The following is an 18,026-nucleotide window of genomic DNA, read 5'->3' on the forward strand; positions in this document are numbered from 1 at the left end:
GAGATGCGCAAGATCAAGTCTTCGCTGCTCGAACGCGCGGCAGAGGTCTACGACTTCGATGCTCATCTGCGCGTGCCGGGCGTTCCAGGCTCCGACGGGTCGGTGATCGGCACTGTGTTCGATGGTGAACCTTCGCCAGTTCCGCCTGTGGTCTTCGCTGCACCATCGCCCCTCCGCGCGTCCGGCGGGGTCGCGATCGATCGGGCCATGCTCGAAGACAAGGGCTTGCTTGTTCCGGGCGCCGCAATTGGTGCGCTGGCGGAAGAGTTTCGCCAGGTGAAGCGTCAGATGCTCAACACGGCACGCGCCGTTCGGTCGGGCGATGCCGAGGGCGCGCACGATCTCGCGCGTACGATCCTCATCTGCTCTGCGAAGCCGGACGAGGGCAAGACCTATTGTGCGGTCAATCTGGCGATCTCGATGGCGGCGGAACGCGACACCGAAGTGCTGTTGATCGATGCCGATTTCGCCAAGCCCGACGTCATGAAGCGGCTCGGCTTGCGCGATAGCGTCGGATTGCTGGATGCGCTGGGCGATCCGCGGATCGACGTCGAAAGCTGCGTCGTGCGGACGGATATCCCTCAGCTCAGCCTGTTGCCGGCCGGTACGAAGACCAACCAGGACACGGAATTGCTCGCCAGCGACCGGACGCGCGAGTTGATCGTGCAACTGCTCGCCGCCGATCCGCGCCGGATCCTGATCTTCGACTCGCCACCCGCTTTGGCCGCGTCGCCCGCCTCCGTCCTCGCGGCCGAGGTCGGACAGGTGTTGATCGTCGTTCGCGCCGACAGCACGGTCGACGGCGATCTGCGCGAAGCGGTCGCCGAACTGGATGCATGCGAGCATATCCAACTGATCCTGAATGCAGTGTCGTTCAATCCCGGCGGCCGCCGCTACGGCGATTATTACGCGCAGGGCGAGGCCAAGTGATCCGCGCATCCCTGTTGGCGGCAGGTAGCATGATGCTGATCGTTGCCAGTCCGGCAGTGGCGGGGCCGCGCACGTCGATCACGCCCTATATCGAACTGGGGCAGGTGCTTACCGGTAATCTCCAGACGGGCGACGTCCTCACCTATTCCACGGCGTCGGCGGGGGTCGATGCGGTGGTCAGCACGCGCAACATCGAAGTGCAGCTGAGTTACAACTACCAGCACAACTTCTCCTGGGACGATCGTTATGGTGACGACGATGTGAATTCGGGGTTGGCCCGCGCCACCGTGCGCGTCGCGCCCGGACTGAGCATTGAGGGCGGCGCACTGGCGACACGGGCGCGGTCCGATATCCGCGGTGCCGCGCCGGCTCTTCTGGTCGGCTCGCAGGACAATGTGACGCAAATATATTCCGCCTATGTCGGGCCGAGCGTCGCGACGCGGGTCGGGGCGGCGAACCTGAAGGCCAGCTATCGCTTCGGCTATACCAAGGTCGAGGCACCTGGGGCGACCGGCGTGGCCCCCAACAGCCCGCGTCTCGATGCGTTCGACGACTCCACGAACCACCTGGTTCAGGCGTCGATCGGGGTCGGGCCGGGGCAGGGGCTACCGGTCGGGCTCACGGTCTCGGGCGCCTACGAACGAGACGATGCGAGCCAGCTCAAGCAGCGGTACGAAGGCAATTTCGTCCGCGGCGACGTCCTCGTTCCGGTCACGCGAAGCCTCGCGCTGACCGCGGGTGCAGGATACGAAAAGATCACCGTCTCGCAGAAGGACCCGCTGACCGACTCTGCGACCGGACAGCCGGTGGTCGATGCCAACAACCGTTTCGTGACCGACCCCGCATCGCCTAGGCGCATCGCCTACGAGACGGACGGGCTGATCTACGACGCGGGACTGGTGTGGAAGCCGTCCCCCCGCACGACGCTGCAGACTCGCATCGGGAAACGCTATGGCGGGATGACTTATACGGGGTCGCTCAGCTATGCCGCGAGCCGGTCGATCGGTATCCAGATCAACGTCTATGACAGCGTGGATACGTTCGGGCGCCAGTTGCGGAACGGCATCAGTGCCCTTCCGGCAAATTTCATCGACCAGCGCGACGCGTTCAGCCAACAATTTTCCGGCTGTACATTCGGTCAGTCGAACATCGCCGCGGGCAGTTGCCTGAACGGCGTGCTCCAGTCGATCTCGACCGCCAGCTACCGGGCGCGCGGCGTGGATGCGGTGATCTCAGCCAATCGCGGTCCGCTCAGCTTCGGTATCGGCGCGGGCTATGCCAGCCGCAAGCTCTACGCGCCAGGTGGAGTCGGCTTCACCGTCGACGGCGCGGATGACGAAAGCTTTTATGGCCAGGGATTCGCCAGTCTGACGCTCGATCGGAATTCCGGGATCAGCGGCAACCTGTTCCTGAACTATTATCAAAGCGGGTTGCCCGATGCCCCGGCGGTCTTCTCGACGGGCGCGACGGCAAGTTATTACCGGAATTTCGGGCGCGTCGGCACGACGCTGACCGCGGGCCTTTATAATTTCAGTCAGGAAGGTCTGGACGACCAGACCTCCGGACAGGCTCAGGTTGGAGTGCGATACAGCTTCTGACGATCATGGAGTGCCGCAATATCCGGCACCAATGGGCAGTGACCAATCGGTTAACCGATTGCGGATAGACTTGGTGGCGTAGATAAATCCTGCGCCCGTTGAGGTGGTGACGATGTACGACGACCATTATGGCCTGACCGGACGACCGTTTCAATTGACGCCCGATCCGCGTTTCTGGTTCGAGACCGCGACGCACCGCAAGGCGATGGCGTATCTCGGCTACGGCCTGTCGCAGGGCGAGGGCTTTATCGTCATCACCGGCGATGTCGGGGCGGGCAAGACGACGCTGGTCGGGCACCTCATGGCGACGGTCGATCGCGAACGGCTGAACGTCATCAAGATCGTCTCGACGCAGATCGAGGCAGACGATCTGCTGCGGCTGGTGGCGGACGGGCTGAACATTGATTCCGATGGTCTGGCCAAGGCGCAACTGCTCACCGCGATCGAACGTGGGCTGCACGCGACGGCGCGTGCGGGCAAGCGCACGCTGCTGATCGTCGATGAATCACAGGCGCTGCCGGTCTCCTCGCTGGAAGAGTTGCGGATGCTGTCCAACTTCCAGGCGGGCGGGCATGCGCTGTTGCAGATATTCCTGCTCGGCCAGCCCGAATTTCGCGAGCGGCTTCATGGCTCCGACCGACTGGAGCAGCTTCGTCAGCGCGTGATTGCGATGCATCATCTCGATCCGATGGGCGCGGAAGAGGTCGAGCCCTATATGGTTCACCGCCTGTCGCTGGTCGGCTGGGCCGGCAATCCGCGGTTCACGCCGGATGCGTTCCGTGCGCTGTACGATGCGACCGATGGCGTCCCGCGCCGGCTGAACCAGTTGGCTGGCCGCGTCCTGCTGTTCGGTGCGATCGAGCAACTCGGCACAATCGATCACGAAGTCGTAGCCGAGGTACTCGCGGATATGGCGGCCGATACGCCATCCACGACCCAGAATGTGATCCTGCCGACGTCTAATCTGCGCGAGGTCGAACCGCTGCAAAGCCGGTCTGCTACGATCGTCGAGAACGAACCCGCCATCGTCGCCGACGGCCAACCTGAGTCAGTGGAGAGCGAGGATGGAACGAGCGTGGTATATCAGGAATTCTCGCCCACGGGACGTATCGCGGCGCTGGAAGCACGGATAGAAAATCAGGAAGAAGCGCTGCGGCGTGTCCTGACGTTGCTGGTCGATTGGGTCGAACATGATCCGCGCAGCGAAACCGCTTTCGTCGCGATGGCCGGCTGATCCCCCGATGCGCCATGCGCTCTCCGTGGATGTCGAGGACTGGTTCCAGGTCGGCGCCTTCGAAAAGGTCATCGACAAGGCCGATTGGGAAACGCTGGAACGGCGCGTGGAGCGCAATACCGACGCGGTGCTTGGACTGTTCAGCGAGACCGGCGTCAAGGCGACGTTCTTCACCCTGGGCTGGGTCGCGGAACGTCATCCCGCGCTGATCCGCCGGATCGCGGACGCAGGACACGAAATCGCCAGCCACGGTTGGGATCACCAGCGCGTCTTCACGATGGACGCGGCGACGTTCCGGGCCGATCTGGCGCGGGCGCGCAAGGTGCTGGAGGATGCGGGCGGGCAGGCGGTGACCGGCTACCGCGCGCCAAGCTTCTCGATCGACGCGCGAACGCCCTGGGCGCATGTCGAACTGGCCGAGGCCGGCTATACCTATTCGTCCAGCGTCGCCCCGCTCAAGCATGATCATTATGGCTGGCCCGAGGCACCGCGCTATGCGTTCCGCCCGCTGGCCGACGCCGATCTGCTGGAGGTGCCGGTGACGGTCGCCGATCTGGCGGGGCGTCGTATGGCGACCGGGGGCGGTTTTTTCCGCCTCCTGCCATCCGCGCTGATGAACTTCGCGGTGGGACAGGTGTCCGGCGACGGCCAGCCGGCAGTGTTCTATTTTCATCCGTGGGAGATCGATCCGGGCCAGCCGCGTGTCCTCAACGCGCCCCTGCGATCGAAGGTGCGGCACTACAGCCGCTTGGGGGCGATGTCGGGCAAGCTGCGCGAGCTTATCCGTCGCCACGACTGGGGCCGGATGGATGACGTCGTCGCTGCCGCCCGGTCGCGTCTGCAATGAACATGATGCATCTGGACGTTCCATTGACGTTGCGGTTCGCGGATCTGAATTGCGACGGCGAACGCGCGCGGATCGACGCCTGGGTGCGCGCACAAGCAGGCGCGACTCCTTTCCACCTCCCGGCATGGAGTGTCGCAGTTGCGCGTGCATGCGGCCACATCAGCCATACGCTGATCGCAGAACGCTCGGACAACAGCCTCGCGGGGCTGCTGCCGATGACCGAAATATCGTCCCCTCTTTTCGGCCGCGCCTTGGTGTCGAACGGGTTTGCAGTCGATGGCGGTATCCTGACGACGGAGCCGAATGCGATCCGCCAGTTGGGCGAAGCGGCGTGGGCGCTGGCGCAGGAACTGCGCTGCCCCACGCTCGAACTGCGCGGCGGCCCGGCGGAGGGCACGGAGTGGTTGCGGGACGAAGGCAATTACCTTGGTTTCGTCCGCGACCTTGCGGCCAACGACGATACGGAACTGCTCGCCGTTCCCCGCAAGCAGCGCGCCGAAGTTCGCAAGAGTCTCGCCTCCGACCTGGAAGTAACGGTCGGCCGCGACGCCGCGGCGGCACGCGCCCATTACGCCGTATACGCGCAGTCTGTTCGCAATCTGGGCACACCCGTCTTTCCCGCACAACTGTTCCGCGAGGTGCTCTCCGAGTTCGGCGAGGATGCGGACATCCTGACGGTCAAGGCGAACGGCACGCCACACGCAAGCGTCCTGACGTTATACTTCAATGGCACCGCATATCCCTATTGGGGCGGCGGGACATCCGATGCGCGGTCCCTGCGTGCCAATGACCGCATGTATTTCGCCTTGATGAGCCATGCCCGGGCGCGCGGCTGCACCCGCTTCGACTTCGGGCGGTCGAAAGTCGGCACCGGACCCGCCGCGTACAAGAAGAACTGGGGTTTTGCCGGTACCCCGCTGAGCTATGCGAAGCGCGCCGCGGCTGGACAGGCCCCGAGAGAGATCAATCCGCTCGACCCACGCTACGCGTTGAAGATCGCGGCATGGAAGAAACTGCCCTTATGGGTGGCCAACGCGGTCGGGCCGCATATCGCAAAGGGCCTCGGCTGAGGCCGTCCGATGAGTGATATTCTCTTCCTTGCCCACCGGGTGCCCTATCCGCCCGATCGGGGCGACAAGATCCGCGGCTTCAACGTCCTGAAGTTCCTGGCGGCGCGCAAACGCGTGCACCTCGTCGCGTTCGCCGACGATCGCCGGGACATGGGTAGCGACAGCGGGCTGACCGATCACACCAGTATCATCTGGCGAGGAAAATCGCGTGCCGTGGCCGCGTTGCAGGCGATGCTGACCAACCGACCGGTCTCGCTCGCGGCATTCGACGACGACGCGGTCCGCGCGGCGGTTTCGACGGTGCTGACGACACACGACATCGACACGATCTACGTCTTCTCCAGCCAGATGGCGCAATACGTGCCAACCGATACGACAGCGCGCGTCGTCATGGATTTCGTCGATATGGATTCCGCCAAATTCGCCGGTTACGGCCGTACCCAGGCGGGGCCGATGGGCTGGCTGATGCGACGCGAGGGGCGGCTGCTCGGTACCTATGAGGCAAAGGTCGCTGCACGAGCGGATGCCAGCCTGTTCGTCAGCGACGCGGAAGCAGCGTTGTTCCGCGACCAGACCGGAGCGGAGAGGGTCTTCGCGATCGAAAACGGGATCGATACCGACACCTTCGATCCCGATGCCAGCTTCGTGCCGATCGACCTGCCGCCGCGTACGATCGTTTTCACGGGACAGATGGATTACCGTCCCAATGTCGAAGCGGTGACGTGGTTCGCCGATGAGATCTTGCCTCTGGTCCGCAAGAGCTATCCCGATGCCGGCTTCGCGATCGTCGGTCGCGCGCCGACCGACGCGGTCAAGGCGCTGGGCAAGCGTCCCGGCATCCTCGTCACTGGCGAAGTGACTGACGTTCGCGGCTGGCTCGCGGCGGCCGCGGCAATCGTCGCGCCGCTGAAACTTGCGCGCGGTGTCCAGAACAAGGTGCTGGAGGCGATGGCGATGGCACGTCCGATCGTGGCGTCCGCCCCGGCGGCGGAAGGCATTGACCATGCGGATACGATCGCCGTCGGCGAAACCGCAGAGGAAATTGCGACCCAGATCATCGCCATACTATCCGATCCCGATGCGGCCCGAGTTCGCGGTATGGCCGCGCGGCGGCAGGTGATGCAGCGTTATGGCTGGGACGCGCGGCTTTCGCCGTTGACTGCGCTGCTCGCCCAGGCGATCGGGCCGCGCGCGCACCGCGACGCCGCATGACGATCGCTCTCCCGGCGGATAGGTTCGCCGTTTCCCGGACGGTGACAAATTGGCAGCGTCACTTGGCCGTATTGGCTGGCACGACGATGATCCTGCTGCTGCTGTTCCGCAGGGATGTGGGTGACCTGACTCATATCTGGTGGACCAGCACGACGTTCGGGCACTGCCTGTTCGTCGCGCCGGTTATCGGCTGGCTCGTCTGGCAGCGTCGCGCGCAACTCGCGGAACTGAAGCCGACGTCCTGGTGGCCCGGCGTCATATTAGTCGCCGTGGGTGGGTTCGGCTGGCTTCTCGGCGATGCCGCAAGTGTCGCACTGGCCAGGCATCTGGGACTCGTCCTGATGCTTCAGGGGGCGGTGTTGACGATCCTCGGACCGATCGTCGCACGCGGTCTGCTCTTTCCACTCTGTTACGCCATTTTCATGGTGCCTTTCGGGGAAGGGCTGGAATCGCCGTTGCAGACGATCACCGTCGGCATGACGATGCCGCTGCTCCACCTTTTCGACGTGCCCGCCACCGTGGACGGCGTGCTGATCACGATCCCGAACGGCTATTTCGAGGTCGCGGAAGCATGTTCGGGCGCGAAGTTCGTCATCGCGATGATCGCCTATGGGACGCTCGTCGCGAACGTCTGCTTCGTGTCGTGGCGGCGGCGGGCGGTCTTCATGGTCGTGGCGCTTGTGGTTCCGGTGATCGCCAACGGCCTTCGCGCCTTCGGTACGATCTATGCCGCCCACCTGACATCGGTCGAGCGCGCGACGGGGCTCGACCACATCGTCTATGGCTGGATATTCTTCGGGCTGGTCATGGCGGCAGTGATCGGTATCGGCTGGCGCTGGTTCGATCGCGCGCCGGACGATCCCGCTTTCGATCCGGCAAGAGCGGGGGCCGTGCCTGTGCGGCGAACCGACCTGCTGCTTGCCGCCGCCCTGACCCTGACGGTTGCGGCAATATTCCCTGCATGGGGCGGCATCGTCGCAAGCCGCGCGCAGGTTTTGCCACGTGCAATAAAGCTGCCGCAGATAGCGGGTTGGCACCGCATGCCGATGAGCACCCGCGCCCCCTGGTCGCCATATTATCCCGGCGCTGATCATTTCCTGATCGGTCGCTACGGTGACGTAAGTGGTAGCGCGGTCGATCTTGCGATCGCCGTCTATGGCGATCAGCGGGAGGGCAAGGAACTAGTCTCCTTCGGCACCGGTGTGCTGCGTCAGGACGACATCTGGCTGCGGGTTGCGGACCTGCCCGATCTGGCTGGCGGGTCGACCATGCGCATCACTGCGCCCGGCCCGGTCGAGCGGCAGGTCGCCACATGGTATGTGATCGGCACTGTCGTCACGCAGGACGAACGCGTCGTGAAGCTGGAAACGTTGAGGGCGAAACTGCTCGGCGGCCCGCAACGCGCCGTTGCGGTGCACGTCTCGTCGGAATTCGTGCCGGGAATGGATGCGCGCGCCGCAATGGCCCGGTTCGTCGCGACACTCGGTCCGCTCGATCGACTGGTGGATCGAATCGTCGGTACGCCGCCGTCCCTGCACCAATAAGCTGCTTGTATAGGTTTCGTGTGGTGACGCCCTCCACCAGTCCGATCTGTTCTGTTATCGGGGCGGACGGTCCGCCAACAGGCCGCGAACGAACGGTGGTTTGAAGTCATGTGCGGTATTGCCGGCCTCTATTATCCAGCGACGCCCAAGCCCGTCGATCCGGCGCGCATTCGTGCGATGGCAGATGCGCAGGCGCATCGCGGGATGGATGGATCGGGCGTGTGGACCGGGCCGGGCGTGGGACTGGGCCACCGACGGCTGTCGATCATCGACGTGGCGGGATCGCCGCAGCCGATGGCGAGCGCGGATGGCGCGCTGACCGTCACCTATAATGGCGAGATCTATAATTTCGCGGAGTTGCGCGCGGAATTGCAGGCACGGGGCGCGGTGTTCTTGACGTCGGGCGATACCGAAGTGTTGCTGCACGGCTGGGCCGAATGGGGCCCGGCCATGCTGGACCGATTGAACGGCATGTTTGCCTTTGCGCTGCATGACGCGCGGCGGCAATGCCTGTTCCTCGCCCGCGACCGGCTCGGCGTGAAGCCGCTCCATTATGCCGAACTGTCGGACGGTGGCGTGGCCTTCGCCTCCGAATTGAAAGGCCTGCTCGCCCATCCCCTGTTGCGTCGCGAGCCGGACGTTTCCGCGATCGAGGATTATATGGCGTTCGGCTACGTGCCCGACGACGCCTGCATCGTCAGCGGGGTACGCAAACTGCCTGCCGGCCATTCGCTCCTGATCGAACGCGGCAAGCCCGTGCCCGCGCCGTCGCGGTGGTGGCAAGTCGACTTTTCGAATCGAGCGACGGGCTCGGTCAAGGCGCTGGAGGAACAACTCGTCTCCCTGATGCGGGAGGCGGTTCGGTCGCGGATGGTGTCGGACGTGCCGCTGGGGGGCTTTCCTGTCGGGGGGCGTGGACAGTTCAGCCGTCGTTGCGCTGATGGCGGAGACGACGGGACGCGCGGTACAGACCTGCACGATCGGTTTCGACGAGGCTGGGCATGACGAGCGGTCCTATGCCAAGACGATCGCGGAACGCTTTGCCACCGATCACCGGGAGCGCGTCGTCGCGGCAGACGATTTCGCACTGATCGACACATTGGTCGCGGCCTTCGACGAGCCGTTTGCGGACGCTTCGGCGCTCGCCACGTATCGCGTCTGCGAATTGGCGCGGGAGCGGGTGACGGTCGCACTGTCCGGCGACGGCGCAGACGAGGCGATGGCCGGGTATCGCCGCTACAAGTTCCAGGCGGCGGAGGAACGCGTGCGCGGCCTGTTGCCGTCGCATTTGCGCACGCAGGTGTTCGGCACGCTTGGGCGCTACTATCCAAAGGCGGATTGGGCGCCCCGGCCGCTGCGCGCCAAGACGACGTTGCTGGCGCTCGGCGAGGATGGTGCCGAGGCCTATGCCCGCGCCGTCGGCGTCACCACGCCCGCGCTGCGCGCGACGTTATTTTCGGCCGCGGCGAAGCGCGAGCTCGGCGGACACCGGGCGGAGGATCGCTACGTCCGGTCGATGCGCGATGCCCCCGCGCGCGATCCGATCGACCGTGCGCAATATGCCGACTTCCAGCACTGGCTGCCGGGCGACATCCTGACCAAGACCGACCGTACCAGCATGGCCGTCGGTCTGGAGGCGCGCGAGCCGTTGCTGGATTACCGGCTGGTGGAATTCGCCGCGTCGCTGCCGGTCTCGATGCGGCTGCGCGGTGGGCAGGGGAAGTGGCTGATGAAGCGATCGATGGAGCGCTATCTGCCGAAGGATATCCTCTACCGGCCGAAAATGGGCTTCGTCACGCCGATCGCGGCGTGGTTCCACGGCGCGCTGGCGGACGAGGCTGGCCGGCTCGCCAAATCGCGCGTGCTGGCAAACTGGTTCGATCCCGCCCCGATCGCCAAGCTCGCCGCCGACCATCGCGCCGGGCGTGCGGATCATGGCCGCACCTTGTGGCAATTGGTCATGCTGGAACGATCGATGCAGCGGATATTCGGCTAGGCACTGGCGCTTGCCCGCTCCAAGGCGGGGTCCAGTTAGTGGAACACGGCAATCGCCGCATGGAGCACCTGCGCAATCAGCGTGAGGCTGGATAGCACGAACAACACGAACCGGATGCTGATCTTGTTCGACGTGACCTGCACGATGCTGTGGACGATGCGGAAAGCCACATAGGCCCAGGCGATCCACGCATTGATGCCGTTGCCGACGCCAGCCACGGCGAGGACCAGCGCGGAGGCGTAGAACACCGTCGGCTGTTCCATCAGGTGCATATAATTGTGCGCCGGCCACTGCGCCTTGGGCGGCAGAATCGCATCAAGCTGGCCCGGCTTGCTGCCGCTCACTTTCGAGAGATCGATGCCGGCGGCTTTCATCGCCGGGAGACGGGTCGCGACCATGTACGCCCACATGACCATCGTCCAGCCGACGAGCACGACGATCGGCTGCAGAATCTCGCTATGCATGAAAAACCTCCCCCTGTTTGTCAGGGGAGGTGCCTTATTCGCGGTGCCACCGCAACCGGACCGTCTGGAGCGTGATGCGGTGACCAATCGTGCTGGGGCGTAAAGATTCGTCGCCGCGCAGCCCGAAATCGTCGGGCTGCGCGCGCGTCTTAGTCGAAGCTGGCGCCCCAGCGACGCTTCGCACGGTCCTTCCACAGGCCGCGATGATAGGCGTCGGATGCCAGCAGCGGCATGACCGACCCCGCCTCGGCGAACACCATCTGTTCGATGCCGGTGTTCACCTTGCCCCACGACGCCGCTTCCTGCAGCGTCGAGGATGAGCAGGCGCCGTCACGCACATCGGCGACGGTAATCTGTACCGCATACTTGTGCACCTGCACGTCGTCATGGCCCAGGATCTCGGCGCAGACGACAGTATCCTGAATGAAGTTCTTCGGCACGCCGCCGCCGATCATCAGCAGGCCGGTGGTGCCGGCCTTGATCTTGATGTCGGTCAGTTCGCGGAAGTCGGCGATCGCGTCGAGGACCATGTACGGCTTGCCGGCTTTGGCGCGGTCCACCTGATGCTTGACCAGGCCGAAGCCCGCCGAAGAATCGACGAACGCCGGGCAGAAGATCGGCACGTCATGCTCATAGGCGAGCTTGACCAGGCTGTTGTCCTTCTTGCCATGCTCGACCAGATACTTGCCCATCTCGCGGATGAACTCGCGGCTGGAATAGGGCCGCGGCTCCAGCGTCTCTGCGATCTCGAAGATGGTGTGATCGACGTGCTGCAACTGCTCTTCGTCGATATACGTGTCGTAGATGCGATCGATCAGCAGCGAACGCAGCGTGTCGTCGTCCGGCACTTCCAGCGCTTGGTAATGCTTGTGGCCAAGGCCTTCGAAGAAATCCATGTCGACGATCGTCGCTCCGGTGGCGACCACGCCGTCGATCATGTTGTTGCGCAGCAGTTCCGCATACAGGTCCATGCACCCGCCGGCCGATGTCGAGCCGGCGATGACGAGGAAGATCGAGCAATCCGGATCGGCGAGCATCTGGTTGTAGATGTCCGTCGCGCGGCCGAGGTCGCGGCTGGTGAAGCTCATCTTCTTCATCGCGTCGACAATGGGGCGGGCGTCGAACTTGGTGATGTCGATATGCTCGACCGTCGTCGAAAGCAGTTCCGCCTTGCGGTTAGTGTTAAGGGGTTCGGTCATTTTTCTTCCTTCTTCCCCTCCCGCTTGCGGGAGGGGTTAGGGGAGGGCAGTCGTGCCGCTCCCGAATGTTCAAGCCCTCCCCCGACCCCTCCCGCAAGCGGGAGGGGGGAAGAAGAGCGCGATACTTTTAGTCTATTACAGCGTGACGACGTTCGACGCGACCATCTCGTCGGCCTCGACGTAGAGCGATGCCATCGGTTCGTCGTCCATGATCACCGTTTCGTCCGAGCCGAAGCCATTGAACGCGGTGCGCATCGCGCAGCCATAGGCACCGAGCATGCCGATCTCGATATAGTCGCCGGCCTGCGCGTCGGCAGGCAGCATGAACGGACCGGCCATGTGGTCCATGTCGTCGCAGGTCGGACCGTAGAAGCTGAACTCCATGTCCTTGGCGCGGCTGTCCGGTTCGCGGAGCAATTGCACCGGGAAACGCCAGCCGACATGCGCCGCATCGAACAGCGCGCCATATGCACCGTCGTTGATATAGAGTTCGTCGCCGCGACGACGCTCTACGCGAACGATCAGCGAGCTGTATTCCGCGCACAATGCCCGGCCCGGTTCGGCCCACAGTTCGGACGAATAGCTGACGGGCAGCGATCTGAACGCACGGTGGATCGTCTCGAAATAGCGTTCCAGCGGGGGAGGCTCCATGCCCGGATAGACGCTGGGGAAGCCGCCGCCGACATCGATCACGTCGACCGTGACGGCCGCCTCGACGATGGCTGCGCGAACGCGTTCCAGCGCATTGGCATAAGCCTCCGGCGTCATCGCCTGCGATCCGACATGGAAGCAGATGCCCAGAGCATCCGCCGCCTGACGGGCACGGAACAGCAATTCCTTCGCCTCATGGGGCGCGGCGCCGAACTTCGATGCGAGGCTGAGCTTCGAATGCTCGGACGAAACGCGCAGGCGAACGCACAAGGTCAGGTCCGTCGCATGGCGCGTCGCCTCCAGGATCTTGTCCAGTTCCTCGATCGAGTCGAGGCTGAAGGTGCGGCAACCGTGCGTGAAATACGCCTCGGCAATCGCCTCCGGTGCCTTGACCGGATGCATGAAGCACAATGTCGCTTCCGGAAGCAGACGCGCGACCAGTCGCACCTCCGCGATCGAGGCTACGTCGTAATGCGTGATGCCGCTGTCCCACAGGATCTGGATCAGATCCGGCGACGGATCGCCTTTACCGCATAAAGCGAGCGACCCGGAAACTTCTCCACGAAGAATCGGGCGGCACGCGCCGCGGCATGCGGGCGAATGAGCGTGACCGGCTGGACCGGTCGAGATTTAGCGATGTCGGCTGCGGATACGGCAGTCTGACGGGTGGTCGCTAACCCCAGCGCGTTATGATGCTTGTGCAATTCAAGGGACCTCCAATGTCCGAAGACAAGTTCACGAAACACTGCCTTGCGGTTGGAAGTCCCATGGGGCAGCGGAAGCGCGAAATAGGGTCGTGTTTCTGCGATGTAAAGCGGTATTGGACCCCCCGACCCCGCTGCGGAGATGAAGTGTGACGTTTGTGCGACAGCCCACCCGCGCCGGGGTCCGCGATGCCGCGGCGAAGATCGCCGAAGTGGTGGCCCCATCGCCTTTGTTCGTGTCTGAGATTCGTGGAGTTTCAATCGCTTTCAAGGCGGAGTCACTCCAGCCGATGGGCGCGTTCAAGCTGCGTGGCGCATGGCATCGGCTGACCGCGATCGATCCCGACCTGCGTCATCGCGGCGTCGTCGCCTTCTCGTCCGGCAATCACGCGCAAGGCGTGGCGTGGGCAGCTAAGCGATTGGGAATGCCCGCGACAATCGTGATGCCGGCCGATGCGCCGAAATCGAAGCGCGACGGCACGCTGGCGCTCGGCGCGGAGATCGTCTCGTACGACAGGCGCACCGAGAGTCGCGAGTCGATCGCGGCACGTCTGGCCGAGGCGCGCGGCGCGGTGCTGGTGCCGAGCTTCGACGATCCCTGGGTGATCGAGGGGCAGGGGAGCGCGGGGCTGGAGGCCGCCGTACAGATGGAGGCGATGGGGCTGGGTCCGGTCGTGCAGGCGCTGGTGCCATGTGGCGGCGGCGGACTTGCCGCAGGGATCGCGCTGGGCCTGCCAGATGCGACGATTACGGTCGTCGAGCCGGAAGGGTGGGACGATATGGGCCGGTCGCTGGACGCCCGGTGGATCGAGGAGGTCGGGGCGAACCCTCCCCCGACGGCGTGCGATGCGCTGCAGACCATGCGTGTGTCGCCGCTGACGTTCGATGTGCTGTCGCGGCGCGGCGTGCGAGGGGTCGCGGTCAGCGAGGCGGAGATACGCACCGCGCAGCGCTGGGCGGCGGAGCGCCTGCGCTTGGTCGTGGAACCCGGCGGCGCGGTGGCACTGGCGTCGTTGCTCGCGGGGAAAGCGGATGCGAGTGCGGGGACTCTTGTGCTGCTGTCCGGCGGTAACGTCGATCGCGAGGCTTATGGCCGGGTGTTGGCGGGCGACGACTGAGACGGCAAAGCCCGAACGAGCCAGTCGAACCTGTTGCTCGACTTCGATCGAAACCAGCGAGTAATGGACGGCAATGAACACGCAAACCTTGACCGGCATAGGCGCCGCCGCCCCCGCCGTCGCGATGCTGGGCATGTTCGCCTGCATCGCCGGCGGCATTTATCTCATCGCGACGAAGCGGGATCGGAAGAAAGGCGTGTTGTTGCTCGTGATGTCGCTGGTTCTGCTGGGGAACGTGCTCGTCTGGATGCTGTGAAACTCAGGTAAGCCTTTGAACTAGGAGCCGCGCTGTTCCGATCGCACCGCGCCGACATGCGCCTGACCGCGCGCCTCGGCGAGCACGACTTGCCGGTGCCGTTCGGCATAGCCCGCACGCTGCGCGTCGTCGCGCGAATCGTGACAGGCAGGGCAACTAATGCCCTCCTCGTAGAGCGGCGATGCGCGATCCTCCGTACTGACCGGCATGCGGCAGGCGTGGCACAGGCCGTGCGTTCCGATCTCCAGCCCATGACCGACTGCGACGCGCTGGTCGAAGACGAAGCACTCGCCTTCCCAACGGCTTTCGGCGGCAGGAACCTGTTCCAGATACTTCAGGATGCCGCCTTCCAGATGATGGACGTCCTCGATCCCTTCGGATTTGAGGAAGGCGGTGGATTTTTCACACCGGATACCGCCGGTACAGAACATCGCGATCCGTTTGCCTGACAGTTCGTCGCGGTGCGCGCGGAACCAGTCGGGGAACTCGCTGAAGCTATGCGTTTGCGGATCGATCGCGCCCGCGAACGTGCCCACCTTCACCTCGTAATCATTGCGCGTATCGATGACGATGGTGTCCGGATCGTCGATCAGCGCGTTCCAGTCGGCGGGTTTCACGTAATGCCCGGTGCCTTTCAGCGGATCGATATCGGGCTCGCCCATCGTCACGACCTCGCGCTTGATGCGCACTTTCATCCGGTGGAACGGCAGGGTGTCCGCGGCGCTGAATTTCACCTCCAGACCCGCACAGTCGGGCAGTGCGCGGATGTGCGCCAAAATCGCGTCGATCGCATCCGGCGTGCCGGCGATCGTGCCGTTGATGCCTTCGCGCGCGAGCAGCAGCGTCCCCTTGATCGCGTTTGCGACGCAGGCATCCAGCAATGATCCGCGCATGGAGGCGGGGTTTTCGAAGCGCGCGAAACGATACAGTGCAGCGACACGGATGGGAGCGGGGGGCATGGCGGCTCGCTAGAGGATATGCGGGGTGTCCGTCAAAGGTAGGACGCCATCATCTGTCGTCAAATGCTCAGGCGTAGGACGGTTCGCGCGGAAACATCGCATTCCAGCGCGCTTCGAACGCCGCGGTTTCCGCGGCGCTCAGATGCAGGCCGACCTTGCTACGGCGTTTCAGGACGTCGTCCGCGGTGCGTGCCCATTCGCGATCGTGGAGCCACCGCGCCTCGACTTCGGTCACCCCGCCGCCCAGATTCGGACCAAGCGCTGCTTCGTCGGTAATGCCGCCGAGCATCTCGGCCAGCATCTGGCCGTAAGCGTGCGCCATGCGCAGGCTGCGCGCCTCGCCAAGGAACGGCCACGTCGCGACGACCTGAGCGTGGAACGTATCGAAATCAGCGATCGCGCCACCGGGAAAGACGCGCGCGCGGCTGACCGGATGGGCCCTGAAGCCCATTGAAGGGGCAAGCTTTTCCATCGCCTCTTCCGCGAGGTGACGGGCGGTGGTGATCTTTCCACCGAAGATCGACAGCAAAGCAGGGCCATTGGCGTCGAGTTCCAGCACATAGTCGCGCGTCACCGCCTTGGCCTCGCTCGCGCCGTCGTCATAGAGCGGCCGCACACCGGACCAGGTGGACGTGACGTCGGCGGTCGTGATCTGCGTGGTAAAATGCCGATTCACCGCCTCGCAAAGATAGGCGATCTCGTCATCATCGATCCGTGCATCTTCGGGCGCATCGACGGGCACGTCCGTCGTCCCGATCTCGGTGAAGTCGCCTTGATAGGGAATGGCGAAGACAATGCGGCGGTCGGGCTGCTGAAGGATATAGCTGTGCGAGCCCTCGAACAGCTTTGGCACGACGATATGGCTGCCCTTGACGAGGCGGACGTTGCTGCTGGCATTGACGCCCAGGCTGCCCAGCATCTGGTGGACCCAAGGGCCGGCGGCGTTGACGATCGCGCGCGCCTCGACCGTGCGCCAGTCGGACAGGGTCGCGCGCCATATGCCGCCCTCGCGACGCGCCGACTCGACCGCGACGCCCACGGCGACGTCTGCACCATTATCCGCCGCGTCGATCGCGTTGAGCACGGTGAGACGGGAGTCGTCCACGAACGCATCCGAATAGACGAACCCGCTGCCGCCATGCTTCAGCGGCGCGGCGTACAGGGTGTCGCTCTTGCGCAGGCCGCGCGAGCGGGGAAGGCTCATCTTTCCGCCCAGGAAGTCGTACAGATACAGGCCGATCCGCACCATCCACCAGGGCCGCACGGCATTTTCGTGCGGCAATACGAACTGCATCGGCCGGATGATGTGCGGCGCCGCTTTCACCAGCCGTTCGCGTTCGCGCAGCGCTTCCGCGACCAGCTTGAAGTCGTAATATTCCAGATAGCGCAGGCCGCCGTGGATCAGCTTGGTCGATGCAGACGAGGTGTGACCGGCCAGGTCGTCGCGCTCCACCAGCATGACCTTCAGGCCCAGCAGGGACGCTTCGCGCGCGATGGCGCAGCCGTTGATGCCGCCGCCGATGATCAGGATATCGTAAGTCACCGTTGTCATGTAGCGGAGGGGCGGGGGCATAACCACCCGCCTGTGGATAAAAGCGTGCCGGCCCAACTTGCGCGCGAACTGGATGACGTATCCACATTGACCCGTAGTGAGTCGGCGTATATATGCGCCGCTGCTTCGGTGGACCTCCGTCCCCCCTGGGCAAGCTTGAACATTGCTGGATGCATTCCAGGGCCCGGGGGACATTTCCGTTCCTAGCGGTCCTTTTTGTATTCCTAGGCGCCCTCAAAGGCTCCAGCAAAGTAACCATTTGAAAGGTGAAGGCTTCAATGCCGACGATTAACCAGCTGGTCCGCAAGGGCCGCGATCCGCAGAAGGCCAAGTCCAAGGTCCCTGCGATGGAACAGAACCCGCAGAAGCGCGGTGTCTGCACGCGCGTGTACACGACGACCCCGAAGAAGCCGAACTCGGCTCTGCGCAAGGTGGCCAAGGTTCGCCTGACCAACCAGCGCGAAGTGATTTCGTACATTCCGGGTGAAGGCCACAATCTGCAGGAGCACTCGGTGGTCCTGATCCGTGGCGGCCGTGTGCGCGATCTTCCCGGTGTTCGTTACCACGTCCTTCGCGGCGTGCTCGATACACAGGGCGTGAAGGACCGCCGCCAGTCGCGTTCCAAGTACGGCGCCAAGCGTCCGAAGTAAGCCGGTCGGCCAAATTGGCCGATCCCAGATGGCTGAAGTTTA

Annotated in this window: 14 protein-coding genes and 2 pseudogenes; 11 read left to right on the forward strand and 5 right to left on the reverse strand. The window is 64.3% G+C overall.

Features of this window, described 5'->3' with window-relative positions; all coding sequences use genetic code 11:
- Positions 1-3: 3 nt before the first annotated feature.
- From H5J25_RS05900 to H5J25_RS05935, 8 genes and pseudogenes are all read left to right on the forward strand, one after another.
- Positions 4-930: an AAA family ATPase gene (locus tag H5J25_RS05900; protein WP_202096048.1), complete on the forward strand. Its 927-nt coding sequence runs from the start codon at positions 4-6 to the stop codon at positions 928-930.
- Positions 927-2,528: a hypothetical protein gene (locus H5J25_RS05905; protein ID WP_225883384.1), complete on the forward strand. Its 1,602-nt coding sequence runs from the start codon at positions 927-929 to the stop codon at positions 2,526-2,528. The genes H5J25_RS05900 and H5J25_RS05905 overlap by 4 nt, the downstream gene beginning before the upstream one ends.
- Before the next feature lie 112 nt (positions 2,529-2,640).
- Positions 2,641-3,762: an XrtA/PEP-CTERM system-associated ATPase gene (locus H5J25_RS05910; protein WP_202095150.1), complete on the forward strand. Its 1,122-nt coding sequence runs from the start codon at positions 2,641-2,643 to the stop codon at positions 3,760-3,762.
- Positions 3,763-3,769: 7 nt separating this feature from the next.
- Complete coding sequence (locus tag H5J25_RS05915) at positions 3,770-4,609, forward strand: XrtA system polysaccharide deacetylase (RefSeq protein WP_202095151.1); 840 nt, start codon at positions 3,770-3,772, stop codon at positions 4,607-4,609.
- Positions 4,606-5,679: a FemAB family XrtA/PEP-CTERM system-associated protein gene (locus H5J25_RS05920; protein ID WP_202095152.1), complete on the forward strand. Its 1,074-nt coding sequence runs from the start codon at positions 4,606-4,608 to the stop codon at positions 5,677-5,679. The genes H5J25_RS05915 and H5J25_RS05920 overlap by 4 nt, the downstream gene beginning before the upstream one ends.
- A 9-nt stretch (positions 5,680-5,688) precedes the next feature.
- Positions 5,689-6,891, forward strand: coding sequence for a TIGR03087 family PEP-CTERM/XrtA system glycosyltransferase (locus H5J25_RS05925; protein WP_202095153.1), 1,203 nt, complete (start codon positions 5,689-5,691; stop codon positions 6,889-6,891).
- The gene (gene xrtA / locus H5J25_RS05930) at positions 6,888-8,435 is read left to right on the forward strand and encodes an exosortase A (RefSeq protein ID WP_202095154.1); all 1,548 of its coding nucleotides are present in this window, start codon (positions 6,888-6,890) and stop codon (positions 8,433-8,435) included. Before H5J25_RS05925 ends, xrtA begins: the two co-directional genes overlap by 4 nt.
- A 108-nt stretch (positions 8,436-8,543) precedes the next feature.
- Positions 8,544-10,431 (forward strand): annotated as a pseudogene (locus H5J25_RS05935) (XrtA/PEP-CTERM system amidotransferase).
- Positions 10,432-10,466: 35 nt separating this feature from the next.
- On the opposite strand, the gene H5J25_RS05940 reads toward H5J25_RS05935, so the two are convergent.
- From H5J25_RS05940 to H5J25_RS05950, 3 genes and pseudogenes are all read right to left on the reverse strand, one after another.
- On the reverse strand, positions 10,467-10,895 hold the full coding sequence (locus H5J25_RS05940) for an MAPEG family protein (RefSeq protein ID WP_202095155.1): 429 nt from the start codon (positions 10,893-10,895) through the stop codon (positions 10,467-10,469).
- A gap of 149 nt (positions 10,896-11,044) precedes the next feature.
- On the reverse strand, positions 11,045-12,094 hold the full coding sequence (locus H5J25_RS05945) for a 1,9-bis(guanidino)-5-aza-nonane synthase (RefSeq protein WP_202095156.1): 1,050 nt from the start codon (positions 12,092-12,094) through the stop codon (positions 11,045-11,047).
- Positions 12,095-12,229: 135 nt separating this feature from the next.
- Positions 12,230-13,449: pseudogene (locus tag H5J25_RS05950) on the reverse strand (type III PLP-dependent enzyme).
- A gap of 149 nt (positions 13,450-13,598) precedes the next feature.
- Here H5J25_RS05950 and H5J25_RS05955 point away from each other — a divergent pair.
- Positions 13,599-14,567: a threonine ammonia-lyase gene (locus H5J25_RS05955; protein ID WP_202095157.1), complete on the forward strand. Its 969-nt coding sequence runs from the start codon at positions 13,599-13,601 to the stop codon at positions 14,565-14,567.
- Between the two features lie 73 nt (positions 14,568-14,640).
- Complete coding sequence (locus tag H5J25_RS05960; RefSeq protein ID WP_202095158.1) at positions 14,641-14,823, forward strand: hypothetical protein; 183 nt, start codon at positions 14,641-14,643, stop codon at positions 14,821-14,823.
- Between the two features lie 20 nt (positions 14,824-14,843).
- Here the strand turns inward: H5J25_RS05960 and trhO are convergent, their stop codons facing one another.
- Both trhO and glpD read right to left on the reverse strand, forming a co-directional pair.
- The gene (trhO, locus tag H5J25_RS05965) at positions 14,844-15,782 is read right to left on the reverse strand and encodes an oxygen-dependent tRNA uridine(34) hydroxylase TrhO (protein WP_202095159.1); all 939 of its coding nucleotides are present in this window, start codon (positions 15,780-15,782) and stop codon (positions 14,844-14,846) included.
- Between the two features lie 67 nt (positions 15,783-15,849).
- On the reverse strand, positions 15,850-17,334 hold the full coding sequence (gene glpD, locus H5J25_RS05970) for a glycerol-3-phosphate dehydrogenase (RefSeq protein WP_225883385.1): 1,485 nt from the start codon (positions 17,332-17,334) through the stop codon (positions 15,850-15,852).
- A gap of 278 nt (positions 17,335-17,612) precedes the next feature.
- Here glpD and rpsL point away from each other — a divergent pair, with 278 nt between their 5' ends.
- Positions 17,613-17,984, forward strand: a complete 372-nt coding sequence (gene rpsL, locus H5J25_RS05975) for a 30S ribosomal protein S12 (protein ID WP_019516007.1) — start codon at positions 17,613-17,615, stop codon at positions 17,982-17,984.
- The last annotated feature ends 42 nt before the right edge of the window (positions 17,985-18,026 follow it).

It is taken from the genome of Sphingomonas aliaeris (assembly GCF_016743815.1).
Classification (GTDB): Bacteria; Pseudomonadota; Alphaproteobacteria; order Sphingomonadales; family Sphingomonadaceae; genus Sphingomonas; species Sphingomonas aliaeris.